Origin of the sequence: Phenylobacterium sp., assembly GCF_036821595.1 — a bacterium.
GTDB lineage: Bacteria > Pseudomonadota > Alphaproteobacteria > Caulobacterales > Caulobacteraceae > Phenylobacterium.
Window position 1 is genome coordinate 1 of sequence record NZ_DAISJG010000061.1, and the last position, 12382, is coordinate 12382.

At 70.9% G+C, this 12382-nt stretch carries 13 protein-coding genes; 4 read left to right on the forward strand and 9 right to left on the reverse strand.

Annotated features, from left to right (window positions below; translation table 11 throughout):
* The 5 genes from V7Z97_RS16955 to purC form a co-directional block, all read right to left on the reverse strand.
* The coding region (locus V7Z97_RS16955; protein WP_334164618.1) for a DEAD/DEAH box helicase at positions 1–1655 on the reverse strand (1655 nt) is incomplete at its 3' end.
* Between the two features lie 100 nt (positions 1656–1755).
* Positions 1756–2418 carry a phosphoribosylformylglycinamidine synthase subunit PurQ gene (gene purQ / locus V7Z97_RS16960; RefSeq protein WP_334164619.1) on the reverse strand — a complete coding sequence of 221 codons (663 nt, stop codon included), beginning with the start codon at positions 2416–2418 and terminating at the stop codon, positions 1756–1758.
* 61 nt (positions 2419–2479) lie between these two features.
* Entirely contained in the window at positions 2480–2851 is a 372-nt protein-coding gene (locus tag V7Z97_RS16965) for a hypothetical protein (RefSeq protein ID WP_334164620.1), read from the reverse strand.
* Complete coding sequence (purS, locus tag V7Z97_RS16970) at positions 2848–3087, reverse strand: phosphoribosylformylglycinamidine synthase subunit PurS (protein WP_334164621.1); 240 nt, start codon at positions 3085–3087, stop codon at positions 2848–2850. Before purS ends, V7Z97_RS16965 begins: the two co-directional genes overlap by 4 nt.
* On the reverse strand, positions 3087–3842 hold the full coding sequence (purC, locus tag V7Z97_RS16975; RefSeq protein WP_334164622.1) for a phosphoribosylaminoimidazolesuccinocarboxamide synthase: 756 nt from the start codon (positions 3840–3842) through the stop codon (positions 3087–3089). Before purC ends, purS begins: the two co-directional genes overlap by 1 nt.
* Positions 3843–4073: 231 nt before the next feature.
* Here purC and V7Z97_RS16980 point away from each other — a divergent pair, with 231 nt between their 5' ends.
* Complete coding sequence (locus tag V7Z97_RS16980) at positions 4074–4397, forward strand: DUF1476 domain-containing protein (RefSeq protein ID WP_334164623.1); 324 nt, start codon at positions 4074–4076, stop codon at positions 4395–4397.
* Between the two features lie 91 nt (positions 4398–4488).
* Here V7Z97_RS16980 and V7Z97_RS16985 read toward each other — a convergent pair whose 3' ends face one another.
* The 4 genes from V7Z97_RS16985 to purB all read right to left on the reverse strand — a co-directional run bounded on the left by V7Z97_RS16985 (position 4489) and on the right by purB (position 9646).
* The gene (locus tag V7Z97_RS16985) at positions 4489–5901 is read right to left on the reverse strand and encodes a coniferyl aldehyde dehydrogenase (RefSeq protein WP_334164629.1); all 1413 of its coding nucleotides are present in this window, start codon (positions 5899–5901) and stop codon (positions 4489–4491) included.
* Positions 5902–5941: 40 nt separating this feature from the next.
* Positions 5942–6286: an MmcQ/YjbR family DNA-binding protein gene (locus V7Z97_RS16990; RefSeq protein ID WP_334164624.1), complete on the reverse strand. Its 345-nt coding sequence runs from the start codon at positions 6284–6286 to the stop codon at positions 5942–5944.
* A gap of 10 nt (positions 6287–6296) precedes the next feature.
* Positions 6297–8261 (reverse strand): PAS domain-containing sensor histidine kinase, encoded by a 1965-nt coding sequence (locus tag V7Z97_RS16995; protein WP_334164630.1) that lies wholly within the window; start codon positions 8259–8261, stop codon positions 6297–6299.
* Between the two features lie 80 nt (positions 8262–8341).
* A complete protein-coding gene (gene purB, locus V7Z97_RS17000) occupies positions 8342–9646 on the reverse strand; it encodes an adenylosuccinate lyase (protein ID WP_334164625.1) in 1305 nt (434 codons plus the stop codon).
* A 530-nt stretch (positions 9647–10176) separates the two neighbouring features.
* Between purB and V7Z97_RS17005 the strand changes: the two genes are divergently transcribed.
* The 3 genes from V7Z97_RS17005 to V7Z97_RS17015 form a co-directional block, all read left to right on the forward strand.
* The gene (locus tag V7Z97_RS17005) at positions 10177–11019 is read left to right on the forward strand and encodes a universal stress protein (protein ID WP_334164626.1); all 843 of its coding nucleotides are present in this window, start codon (positions 10177–10179) and stop codon (positions 11017–11019) included.
* Positions 11020–11226: 207 nt separating this feature from the next.
* A complete protein-coding gene (locus V7Z97_RS17010) occupies positions 11227–11622 on the forward strand; it encodes a GFA family protein (RefSeq protein ID WP_334164627.1) in 396 nt (131 codons plus the stop codon).
* A 267-nt stretch (positions 11623–11889) separates the two neighbouring features.
* The coding region (locus V7Z97_RS17015) for a glutathione S-transferase family protein (RefSeq protein ID WP_334164628.1) at positions 11890–12382 on the forward strand (493 nt) is incomplete at its 3' end.

Here is a 12382-nt window from a genome sequence, read left to right on the forward strand (position 1 = left end):
CCGCGCGGACCGCCGGGACGGGGGCCGCGCTCGCGCGGGCCGGGATCGCCGGCGGGCTCGATCTGCAGTTCGCGGTCGTCGGTGGCGTTCTTCACCGCCTCGCGGAAGCGGCCCTCCGCCTGGCGGGTGATCTCGAACTTGGTCTCGCGGTCGAAGATGCGGATCTGGCCGATGTCCTGCTTGGTCACGTGGCCCAGGCGGCAGATCAGCGGGATCAGCCACTTGGGGTCGGCGTTGTTGCGGCGGCCCAGGCTGATGCGGAACCAGCTGGCGTCCATCACCTCGTAGGTCTGGCGCTCGCCGCGGGCCGGCCGCTCGGCGCGGTCGCGGGGCGAGGGGGCGTGCGGGACGTCGTCGAGGATCTCCTCCGGCTCCGGCAGGCGGGCGCGGTGCAGGCGGATCAGGGCGGCGGCCACGGCCTCGGGCCCGCGTTCCTCCAGCAGGCGCTTGGCGAGCGCCAGGTCCTGCTCGGTGGCGCCCTCGGTCAGCAGCGGGTCCTCCAAGAGGCGGGCCTGGTCCCTGGCGCGGACCTCGTCGGCGGTCGGCGGGCCGGACCATTCGGCCTCGATATTGGCCGAGGCCAGGAGCTGCTCGGCCTTGCGGCGACGGTTGTGCGGCACGAGGAGGACGGAGACGCCCTTCTTGCCGGCCCGGCCGGTGCGGCCCGAGCGATGCAGCAGGGCGGCCTTGTTGATCGGGATCTCGGCGTGGATGACGAGGCCCAGGTCCGGCAGGTCGAGCCCCCGCGCGGCGACGTCGGTGGCGACGCAGGCGCGGGCATGGCCGTCGCGCAGCGACTGCAGGGCGTCGGCGCGCTCCTTCTGGGAGAGCTCGCCGGAGAGCTGGACGGCGGCGAAGCCGCGCTCGCGCAGCGCGCTGTGCAGGTGGCGGACCGACTCCCGCGTCGAACAGAAGATCAGGGCCCCGGGGGCCTCGAACCAGCGCAGCAGGTTGACGACCGCGTTCTCCATCTCGGTCGGCGCGCAGCGGATGGCGCGGTACTCGATGTCGCCGTGCTGCTCGTCGCGGCGCACCGTGTCGATGCGGTGGGCCTCGCGCTGGTAGCGGCGGGCCAGCGCCACGATGTCCTTGGGCAGGGTCGCGGAGAAGAGGAGGGTGCGGCGCTCGACGGGGGTCGAGTCGAGGATCTCCTCGAGGTCCTCGCGGAAGCCCATGTCGAGCATCTCGTCGGCCTCGTCGAGGACCGCGACGCGCAGGTCCTTGAGGATCAGGTTGCCGCGCTCGAGGTGGTCGCGCAGCCGGCCGGGGGTGCCCACCACGATGTGGCAGCCGGCGGCGAGCGCCCGCTGCTCGCGCCGGGCGTCCATGCCGCCGACGCAGGTGACGATCTTCGCGCCGGCCGGGGCGTAGAGCCACTCCAGCTCGCGGGCGACCTGCAGGGCGAGCTCGCGGGTCGGCGCGATGGCCAGCGCGAAGGGCTCCTCGGGCGGGCCGAACCGCTCGGCCTCGCCGAGCAGCTGGTGGGCGGCGGCCAGGCCGAAGGCGACGGTCTTGCCCGAGCCGGTCTGGGCGGAGACCAGCAGGTCGCGGTCGGCCGGCGCGGCGAGCACGGCCTCCTGGACGGGCGTCGGCTCGGCGTAGCCCTGCGCCTCGAGGGCGCGCGCGAGCGCGGGATGGGTGGCGGGGAATGGCATCGGGCGGTCCTTCAGAGCGCCTCGACAGAACGTGGCGGTAGCGAAAGTGAGCGCGCCCGTAGCAGAAACCGGCCCTTTGCGCGAGCGCGGCGCTGCGGCGTCAGGCGCTGGCGAGCGCGCTCTGGAAGAGGATGGCGCCGTCCGCCGAGCCCAGCTCCGGCTCGAAGGCGCGGTCGGGGTGGGGCATCATGCCCAGCACATTGCCCTGCGGATTGACGATGCCGGCGATGTCGCGGGCCGAGCCGTTGGGGTTCTGCAGGTAGCGGAAGACCACCAGGCCCTCGCCCTCCAGCCGCTCCAGAGTCTCGTCGTCAGCGAAGAAATTGCCCTCGCCGTTGCCGACGGTCATCGTCACCTCGCGGCGGCCCTGGTAGCCGGCGGTGAACCGGGTCTGGGCGTTGGTGACCTCCAGCTCGACCGGCTTGCAGACGTACTTCAGGCCCTCGTTGCGCAGGAGGGCGCCGGGGAGGAGACCCACCTCGCAGAGGATCTGGAAGCCGTTGCAGATGCCGACGGTGGCCACGCCGCGCCCGGCGGCGGCCTTCACCTCGCCCATGATCGGCGAGAGCGCCGCCATGGCCCCGCAGCGGAGGTAGTCGCCGTAGGAGAAGCCGCCCGGCAGGACGATCAGGTCGAGGCCCTTCGGCAGCTCGGTGTCCCCGTGCCAGACCATGGCCACCTCGGCGCCCGTGGAGCGCTCGATGGCGACCTTGCAGTCGCGGTCGCAGTTGGACCCCGGGAAGACGATGACGGCGGCTTTCATGGGCCGCTCACATAGTCTGTGTCGGCGGATTTCGCCAGCCGGGGGCCGGTGGCGCGGCCGCTCATTTCCGGGTCCAGGATTTCAGGCTGTCGAGATAGGCGTGCAGCTGGTCGTAGCCGGCGCGGTCGCCGTAGGGGCAGCCGGTGGTGACCACGTCGGCGCCCTTCACCTGCTGCATCATGATCGCCGGGTGGCCGGGCGCGCCCTCGCGGGTGAGCAGGTAGGAGGCCCGGCCGTCGGGGGTGGAATAGTAGTCGTAGGGCTCGGCCGGGTCGCCGGGGGCCTTCACCAGCGGCTGGGCGGTGACGGCGGCGGAGAGCTCGCCGAACGTCCGGGCGCAGTCGAGCGCCAGCGGCGGGGCGGCCGGCGCGTCCGCTTCGGAACACGCGATGAGACTGAGGAGGGGGAAGAGCGCGAAGGCGGAAGCCTTCACGCCACCTCCACGCGGTAGCTTTCGATGACGGTGTTGGCGAGCAGCTTCTCGCACATGGCCTTGACCTCGGCCTCGGCGGCGGCCGGGTCGGAGCCGGCGAGGTCGAACTCGATGGTCTTGCCGACGCGGACGTGCTCGACGGAGGGCCAGCCCAGGCCGTGGAGGGCCTGTTCAACCGCCTTGCCCTGCACGTCGAGGACGCCGGGCTTCAGGAACACGTGGACTTTCGCGCGCACTAGTGGAGACCCCCCTGAATCACGGTGGGCATCTCCTTCATGATCCCGAGCCGGCGCGCAACCTCGGTGTAGCTCTCGATGACGTTGCCGAGGTCGCGGCGGAAGCGGTCCTTGTCGAGCTTCTCGTTGGTCTGGCTGTCCCACAGACGGCAGGAGTCGGGGCTGATCTCGTCGGCCAGGATGATGCGGGAGAAGTCGTTCTCCCAGATGCGGCCGAACTCGATCTTGAAGTCCACGAGGGTGATGCCGACGGCGCCGAACATGCCGGTGAGGAAGTCGTTCACCCTGAGGGTGAGCGCCATCATGTCGTCGATCTCCTGGGTCGAGGCCCAGTTGAAGGCGGTGATGTGCTCCTCGGCGACCATCGGGTCGTGGAGCTTGTCGTCCTTCAGGTAGAACTCGATGATCGAGCGGGGCAGGGCCTGGCCCTCGGGCAGGCCGAAGCGCTTGGACAGCGATCCGGCGGCCACGTTGCGGCAGACCACCTCCAGCGGGATGATCTCCACCTCGCGGATCAGCTGCTCGCGCAGGTTCAGCCGCTTGATGAAGTGGTTCTGGACGCCGATCGAGTTCAGCCGCGTCATGATGTACTCACTGATGCGGTTGTTGATCACGCCCTTGCCCTCGAGCACGGCCTTCTTGGTCGCGTCGAATGCGGTGGTGTCGTCCTTGAAGTACTGGATCAGAGTGCCGGGCTCGGGACCTTCGTAGAGGATCTTGGCCTTGCCCTCGTAGATCTTCTTACGGCGGGTCATCTCTAAGCCTTCTCCGCGCGAGGACTTGCCGGTCGGTGAAACGAAAAACGCGCGCGGCTGATCCGTGCGCGCGCGGGTCCGACTCGGCCTCTCGCTCAATCTGAGGCGGCTGGAAATTAGCGGATGCCGAGGCCTCGCGCAAACGTGGGCGCGCATCCCCGCTTTCGATTGCGGCCCGGCGCCTGCCGGGATATGTGGTCGCCCGCTTCTGCGTCGCTATCCGGGGACCACATGACCACCTTCGACGATCGTGAACGGGGTTTCGAGAAGAAGTTCGCGCTCGATCAGGAGCAGGAATTCAAGGCGACCGCGCGCCGCAACCGCATGCTCGGCCAGTGGGCCGCGGGCCTGATGGGCCTGCAGGCGGACCGGGTCGACGAATACGCCAAGGCCGTGGTGAAGTCCGACTTCGAGCAGCCCGGCGACGACGACGTGCTGCGCAAGGTCTTCGAGGACCTGAAGGGCGCCGGCGTCCAGACCACCGAAGGCGAAGTCCGCATGAAGATGGCCGAGCTGCTCGCCCAGGCCCGCGAGAGCGTCCGCGGCGAGGGCTGAGGCAACGCCCTCTCCCTGACCTCTCCCTCTCGTCTTCCGAGCGCCGCCACGTCCGTCCTCACCCGCAGGGGGAGGACGGACCGGCGGCCCCTCAGGCCTTGATGGCGCCTTCCAGGTACTTGCGGATGCCCGGGCCGTAGGGCGGGCGGAGCGCCTGCAGCGGGCCGATGTCCTTCTTGATCTGGCTGAACACCGCCTTGCGGTGGCTGAACTCGCGGAAGCCGTCGACGCCGTGGTAGCTGCCCATGCCGGAGGGGCCGACGCCGCCGAACGGCAGCTCCTCCTGGGCCACGTGCATGATCACGTCGTTGACCGTCACCCCGCCCGGCGTGGTGGAGGACAGGACCTTCTCCTGCTCCGCCGCGTCGGCGCCGAAGTAGTAGAGGCCGAGCGGCCGGTCGCGGCCGTTCACATAGCCGATCGCCTCGTCCACCGTGCGGTAGGTCTTCACCGGCAGGACCGGGCCGAAGATCTCCTCCTGCATGACCTTCATGTCGTCGGTCGGCTCGAGGATCAGGGTGGGGGCGATCTTGCGGTGCTCCTGCTGGGTCAGGTCCTCGCCGGCCGGCTTGAGCTCGACCACGGTGGCGCCCTTGGCCCGGGCGTCGTCGACATAGCCCTTGATCCGGTCGTAGTGCCGCTGGGCGACGATGGCGGTGTAGTCAGGGTTGTCCTTGATCGTGGGGAACATCTTCGCCACCGAGGCGCGGGCGGCCTCGACGAAGCCGTCCACCTTGTCGTGCGGGGCGAGCACATAGTCGGGGGCCAGGCAGATCTGGCCGGCGTTGAGCGTCTTGCCGTTCATGATCCGGGCGGCGGCCACGGAGAGGTCGGCGGAGCGGCCGAGAATCACCGGGCTCTTGCCGCCCAGCTCCAGGGTGACGGGAACGAGGTTCTCGGCGGCGGCGCGCATCACGTGGCGGGCGACGCCCGTGGCGCCGGTGAAGATCAGGTGGTCGAAGGGCAGGTGGGCGAAGGCCTCGCCGACCTCCGGCCCGCCGGTGACGACCGCGATCTCCTCCTCGGAGAAGGCCTTGGCGAACATGGCCTTCATCAGGTCCGAGGTGGCCGGGGTGTATTCCGACGGCTTGATCATCGCCCGGTTGCCGGCCGCCAGGATGCCGGCCAGGGGGGCGAAGGTGAGGTTCACCGGGAAGTTCCAGGGGCTGATCACGCCCACCACGCCCTTCGGCTGGAACCGGACCTCGGCCCTGGCGCCGAACAGGCCGAGGATGGCCGGCGTGGTCTTGCGCTTCTCCGGCTTCATCCAGCGGCGCAGGTGCTCCTTGGCGTGCTTCAGGGGGCCGATGGAGCCGGCGACGTCGGTGAAGGCGGTGGCGTCCTTCGAGCGGGCGCCGAAGTCGGCGTCCAGCGCGTCCTCGATGGCCCGGCGGTTCTCCACCAGGAGCCGGATGCAGCGGTCGATGCGGTCGATGCGCTGTTCGGCGCTCGGCGCGCCGTCGCGCAGGTGGGCCGCCTTCTGGGCGGCCAGGATCGCTTGCATGTCCACGTGACGTCCTCCCTTTCGGGAAGAGAGACCCGGGTTACGCGGGGGCCGTCAAGCTGGCGAGGTAGGGGCGGCTGACCTTCTTCGGGACGACCTGCGACCAGGCTTCCACGACCAGCCGCGCCAGTTCGTCGGCGTCGAGGTCCTCGAGCCGGACATAGCTCCACTTCACGGTGGCCACCGGGCAGGGCTGGAAGGTCTCCGGGCGGATCTCGAACAGCAGCTCCTGGTGGCCGCGATCGAGCTTCAGGATCGCCCGCGGGCCGGACATCAGGGCGAAGGTGCGCTTGCCAACGTTGAACCAGGGCTCGCCGCGATAGCTGATCTCCTCGGCCTGCGGCAGGCCGAGCGCGACCGCGCGAAGGTCGTCGAACGTCGCCATGCCCCCGAGCCTAGCCTCGGCGGGCGGCGCCGTCATCCGGAAGCGAGGCGACGATCTCGCAGGTCACCCCGGCCGGCTCGAAGGCCAGCCGGACCTCGCCGCCAAGCTCGCGGGCGAGGCCGCGCTGGATCAGCCGGCTGCCGAAGCCCTGCCGGGTGGGCGGCGCGACCGGCGGCCCGCCGCGCTCGCGCCAGGTGAGGACGAGCCCGCCGTCGCGGGCGGTCCAGCGGACCTCGACCCGGCCCTCCGGGACCGACAGGGCGCCGTACTTCACCGCATTGGTGCCGAGCTCGTGCAGGGCCATGGCGATGGACAGCGCGGTCTGCGGCGGCAGGTGCAGGTCCGGGCCGCGGGCGTCCCATAGCCCCGGCCCGTAGGGCTCGGCCGCGGCGGCGACGATCTCGCCGACGGTGGCGCCCTCCCAGGTGTGGCGGGTGAGGATGTCGTGGGTCCGCGACAGCGCCATCAGCCGGTCCTCGAAGTCCTGCCGGGCGCGCTCCAGGGAGGCGGCGCTGCGCAGCGTCTGGGTGGCGATCGACTGGATGGTGGCGAGCGTGTTCTTCACCCGGTGGTTCAGCTCGTTGATCAGCAGCCGCTGGCGGGCCTCGTCGCGCTTGCGCTGGGTGATGTCGGTCTGCACCGACAGGAGCCGGATCGCCCGGCCGGCGGCGTCGGCGTCGATCCGGCCGCGGTTGTGGATCCAGCGGGTCTCGCCGGTGTCCGGCCGCACGATCCGGTACTCGCGGTCGAACGGTCCGGTGCGGGCGCGGTCCTCCTCGAAGGCCGCCAGCACGCGGTCGCGGTCATCCGGATGCAGCCGCTGCGCCCAGTCGTCGGTGTAGCGGCCGGCCTCGCCGCCGTCGGCGGGCAGGCCCTGCAGGGCCAGGTACTCCGGCGAGCGGTGGATGCGGCCGGTGACCATGTCCCAGTCGAAGGAGCCGATGCCGCCGGCCGCCTGCACCAGCCGCAGCCGCTCCTCGTTCTCGCGCAGGTTGGTCTCGGTGCGGGCCCGCTGGACGCCGCTCCAGGTCCGCTCGACCAGCTCCTGGAGCATGGACTGCTCCTCGTCCGTCCACTGGCGGGGCCCGGCCATGTGGGCGGCCATGATCGCGACCAGCCGGCCGAGCTTGATCAGCGGGACGGCGATCATGGCGCCGACGCCGATGCCGGCGTAGGCGTCGATCGAGCCCGAGCTCACGGGGTCGGTGCGCACGTCGTCGATCCGCGAGACCCGGCCGGCGCGCAACGCCCCGGCCATCTCCGCGCCGAAGTCGTCCAGCCGGTAGACGCCGGCGAAGCCGCCCATGCCGCCGTCGATCCAGTCGTCCTCGATGGTCGCCCAGGCCTCCGACGGGTCGACCTCGGCGAAGCCGGCGCGGCCGAGGCCCAGGGTCTCGCCGGCCAGGCGCGCGGCGGCCATCTTGATGGCCCGCGGGTCGGTGAGCGGGCGCAGCCGCTCGGCGATGGCGAGCTGGAACTTCAGCCGCCGCTCGCCCATCACCTTGGCGGTGGTCTCGGTGCAGGCGCAGAACATGCCGCCCACCGCGCCGCTCTCGTCACGGACCGGGCTGTAGGAGAAGGTCCACCAGGTGTCCTCCCAGAACCCGTGGCGGAACATCCTGAGCAGCAGGTCCTCGCTCCAGGTGGACTCGCCGGCGAGCGCCGTCTCGATCAGCGGCCAGATGTCCGACCAGATGTCGCTCCAGACGTCCTCGAACCGCCGGCCGAGCGCGGCCGGGTGCTTGTCGCCGAGGATCTGGCTGTAGGCGTCGTTGTAGAGGAAGCCGAGCTCGGGGCCCCAGGCGACGAACATCGGATGGCCCGAGTTCAGCATGATCGAGACGGCCGTGCGCAGGGACTGCGGCCAGGCCTCCGGCGGGCCTAGCGGGGAGGCGCTCCAGTCGTGGGCGCGCAGGCGCTCGCCCATCTCGCCGCCGCCGAGCAGGAAATCATGGCGCGCCGCCTGTCCACTCACTCCGTCCAAGCCCGCTCCCCGGCCGTCGCTGCCAAACGACGCCCCCCCGGCGTCAGCTAACCGGAATGCGCAGCCGAACGCTAGGGTTGCTGGCCGAATACGCGCGCGAAGACGCGGTCGACGTTCTTGAAATGGTAGCCCAGGTCGAACAGCTCGGAGAGCTCCGCGCGGGTGAGCGTGATCTCCGGGTCCGCGTCGAGGAAGTCGAGGAAATTGCCCTCGCCGCGCCAGACCTTCATGGCGTTGCGCTGGACCGCCGCGTAGCTCGCCTCGCGGCTCATGCCCTTCTGGGTCAGCGCCAGCAGGACGCGCTGGGAGTGCACGAGGCCGCCCAGGCGGTCGAGGTTCTTCGCCATGTTCTCCGGATAGACCACCAGCCGCTCGACGACGCCGGCCAGGCGGCGGAGCGCGAAGTCCAGGTGGACGGTGGCGTCCGGGCAGATGCCGCGCTCGACCGAGGAGTGGCTGATGTCGCGCTCGTGCCAGAGCGCCACGTTCTCCATGGCCGGGACCACGGCCGAACGGACCAGGCGGGCGAGGCCGGTCAGGTTCTCGGTGAGGATCGGGTTCCTCTTGTGCGGCATGGCCGAGGAGCCCTTCTGGCCGACGTCGAAGAACTCCTCGGCCTCCAGCACCTCGGTGCGCTGCAGGTGGCGGATCTCGACGGCCAGGCGCTCGACGGAGGAGGCGACCACGGCGAGCGCCGCGAAATAGGCGGCGTGGCGGTCGCGGGGGATCACCTGGGTGGAGACCGGCTCCACGGCCAGGCCGAGCTTCCCGGCGACGTACTCCTCCACCTCGGGGGCCACGTTGGCGAAGGTGCCGACCGCGCCGGAGACCGCGCAGGTGGCGATCTCGAACTTCGCCATGGCCAGGCGCTCCTTGGCGCGCTGGAACTCGGCGTAGTGGCCGGCGAGCTTGAGGCCGAAGGTGGTCGGCTCGGCGTGGATGCCGTGGCTGCGGCCGACGGTGGGCGTCAGCTTGTGCTCGAAGGCCCGCTTCTTCAGGGCGGCCAGCACCAGGTCGACGTCCTCGATCAGGAGGTCGGTGGCCCGGGAGAGCTGGACGGCGAGCGTGGTGTCGTTGACGTCCGACGAGGTCATGCCCTGGTGCAGGAAGCGCGCCTCGGGGCCGACGATCTCGGTGACGTGGGTCAGGAAGGCGATGACGTCGTGCTTCACCTCGCGCTCGATCTCGTCGATGCGCTCGGGGTTCCAGACCGCGTCGCGGCCCTTCTCCCAGATGACCCGGGCGGCCTCCTTCGGGATCACGCCCAGCTCGGCCATCTTGTCGGCGGCGTGGGCCTCGATCTCGAACATGATCTTGAAGCGGGTCTGGGGGTCCCAGATGCGGGCGGCCTCGGGGCGGGCGTAGCGGGGGATCATGGCGCCGGGTATCCCGGCGAGGCTCGGGAAAGTCAAATCCGGGGCGGGGAAAAGTGAGGGCGGCGGCCGTGCCGACCGCCGCCCCCGGCCTCGGGCCTGCGACTGGCGAGGCGCCGACCCGGCTCGGAGGATAGGCCGGTCCGCCGCTCGCGGGTCAAGCGAGTGTGTGGGGACGGCAATCGAGGGTTGATCGGTGTGGCGCCGGCGCCGCAGGGGGGGAGGGGCCCTTGTAAAGCTCAACGCGCTCTCCGATCTCAAGCTCTGCGGGACGGGCCCCTCTGACGATCGATGGCGATCGTGATGTCGGACCGCACAGGCGCACCTGGGGCTCGATCGATCGCTTCCCCCCAAGCAAGCCCGCCGGGCCTCGGGTGCGCCGTAATGTCGGAGGAGCACATGAACCACTTGAGGACTTGGCGGCTGCGCAGCCCCCAACGGGAGCGGGACGCGGCGCCTGGCCGGGCGCGGCGTAGGCCGAGATCCGACACCCTGATGACCGAAGGCTCCAACGGGCGGAATGGAGCCGGCCGATGAAGGACCTGCTGCTCCATATCGACAGCTATCCGGACGCGACGCCCCCCGAGGCGATCGACCAGGCTGTGCGCTTCGCCGCGGCGGCAGGGGGAGCCCTGACGGCCCTCGCCGTGCAAGTCGATCTGCAGGCCCCCAGCAACTATCTGGCGAGCCGGCTCATCAACCTCGCCGGCGTATGCGCGGAACAGGAGGCCAAGAGCCTCGCCTCGTGCCGGGAGGCGATGAGGATCGTCGATGAGAAGCTCGCCCACTATCAGGTGCGCGGCGGCAGCGTGTTGACCAAGACAGATCTCCACATGGTCGGCGAGCATGTGGCCCTGCACGCCCGGACGCGGGACCTCTGCCTCGTTCCGATGATGGACCGTCAGGACGGCCAGCGTTCGGTCGCCGAAGCGGTGGTGTTCGGTTCGGGGCGGCCGGTGCTGCTCTTCCGGCCCGGCGTGGCCGACCTGCCGAGCGGCGGGCTCGGCACGATCGTGGTCGCCTGGGACGGCAGCCGAACCGCAGCTCGGGCGCTCGCCGCCGCGCTTCCGCTGCTGCCGAAGGCCAAGCAGGTCCGCGTGCTCACCGTGGTCAACGAGAAGGCGGAGGCGCGTCCTGGTCTCGGAGACGAGGTGATCCGCCACCTGGAGGTTCACGGCGTCCATGCTGTCGCCGATGAGGTCGACGCGGCGCGCCGGAAGGTCGGGCAGGTGTTCTCCGACTATGTCACGGAGCACCACTCTGATCTGCTGGTCATGGGCGCATACGGCCGCTCCCGTGTGCGCGAATTCATCCTCGGCGGAGCCACAGAGTACATGCTCGAAGACCCCAGGACGGCAATCCTTCTGTCGCACTAGGGCCGGCGGCGCGGATGGCCCGACAGGCAGACGGGCTGCCGTGATCCTAAGGGGGAGGGTGCGCGGGGCGCGCGGATGCCGGTGTGGCGGGTCCTCGTCCGGCGCGGCGCCGGTGGGTCCCGGATGAGCCGCTGGCGCGGCTCTCCGGGATGACACGGGTGGCGGGAAGCTGTTACGGCCGGCCGCCAGCGGTAGAGGGGTAGCTCCATGCTCACGGGACGGTGTCACTGCGGGGCCATCGCGTTCCAGACGCCGGACGAGGCGGTCCACAGCACGCTCTGCTATTGTGGCGACTGCCGCAGGCAGTCCGGCGCGCCGGTCCTCGCCTGGGCGATGTTCCCCAGGGCGGCGGTGGCGATCCAGGGGGAGCCGGCGGCCTATCAGTCGTCGGCGAGCGGCCGTCGCTTCTTCTGCGGGGCCTGCGGCGCGGGCCTGTTCTTCACCAATGCGCCGCTCGAGCAGATGGGCATGATGCAGGTGCGGATCGCCGCGCTGGATGACCCGGACGCGATCGCGCCGAAGATGCAGGTGCAGACGGCCGAGCGTCCGGACTGGATGGCGACGGCCCATGCGCTTCCCGCGTTCGAGCGGTTCCCGGGCTGACGCGGCGGGTTCCGCCCCGGATCAGGGCCGGGGGCGGCGGCTCACCCTAGGGTGTCATCCCCGTTTCGCGAGGCGAAGACCGGGACCCATGAACACGGAAGGCTCCTGGCGAGGCGCGGCTGCGCGGCTGCGAGTGTCTCGGCGGGCGCGGCGCCCGGATAAGCCGCTCCCGCGACTTTCCGGGATGACACGAGGGAAGGCGGCCCCCTTTCCCCGGGGCGACGGCCGCGACAGGATCAGGGTCCGAGGACACGGAGGGCCTGCGCCATGGGCGGGGTGATCATCTGGACCTACGACTGGGTTCCGGAGGGGCCGCGGGGGTTCGTGCGGGACCTGAGGCTGCGGTGGGCGTGCGAGGAGGCGGGGCTCGACTACGAGGTCCGCACGGCGCCGTTCGAGGGGCGCGAGACCAACCACCTGGAGCGCCAGCCGTTCGGCCAGGTCCCGTTCCTCGACGACGGCGGGGTGCAGGTCTTCGAGAGCGGGGCGGGGCTGCTGCACCTGGCGCGGAAGAGCGAGGCCCTGATGCCGAGGGACCCGGCCGGCGAGGCGGAGACCCTGCAGTGGACGATCGCGGCGCTGAACTCGATCGAGATGGTCGCCGTGCCTTGGTGGTTCCTGACGATCTCCGGCGAGGCGGACAACAGGCTCGGCGGCTGGCTCGGCCAGCGCCTCACCCAGCTCGAAGCCGTGCTGGGCGGGCGCGAATGGCTGGCGGCCGGCCGCTTCACGGTCGCCGACCTGCTGATGGCCGACGTGC

Excerpts from the sequence above, each read along its gene's own strand:
- purQ (WP_334164619.1), bottom strand. The coding sequence starts at position 2,418 with ATGAAAGCCGCCGTCATCGTCTTCCCGGGGTCCAACTGCGACCGCGAC.
- purC (WP_334164622.1), bottom strand. The coding sequence starts at position 3,842 with ATGACCCGCCGTAAGAAGATCTACGAGGGCAAGGCCAAGATCCTCTAC.
- V7Z97_RS16980 (WP_334164623.1), top strand. The coding sequence starts at position 4,074 with ATGACCACCTTCGACGATCGTGAACGGGGTTTCGAGAAGAAGTTCGCG.
- V7Z97_RS16985 (WP_334164629.1), bottom strand. The coding sequence starts at position 5,901 with ATGCAAGCGATCCTGGCCGCCCAGAAGGCGGCCCACCTGCGCGACGGC.
- V7Z97_RS16990 (WP_334164624.1), bottom strand. The coding sequence starts at position 6,286 with ATGGCGACGTTCGACGACCTTCGCGCGGTCGCGCTCGGCCTGCCGCAG.
- purB (WP_334164625.1), bottom strand. The coding sequence starts at position 9,646 with ATGATCCCCCGCTACGCCCGCCCCGAGGCCGCCCGCATCTGGGACCCC.
- V7Z97_RS17005 (WP_334164626.1), top strand. The coding sequence starts at position 10,177 with ATGAAGGACCTGCTGCTCCATATCGACAGCTATCCGGACGCGACGCCC.
- V7Z97_RS17010 (WP_334164627.1), top strand. The coding sequence starts at position 11,227 with ATGCTCACGGGACGGTGTCACTGCGGGGCCATCGCGTTCCAGACGCCG.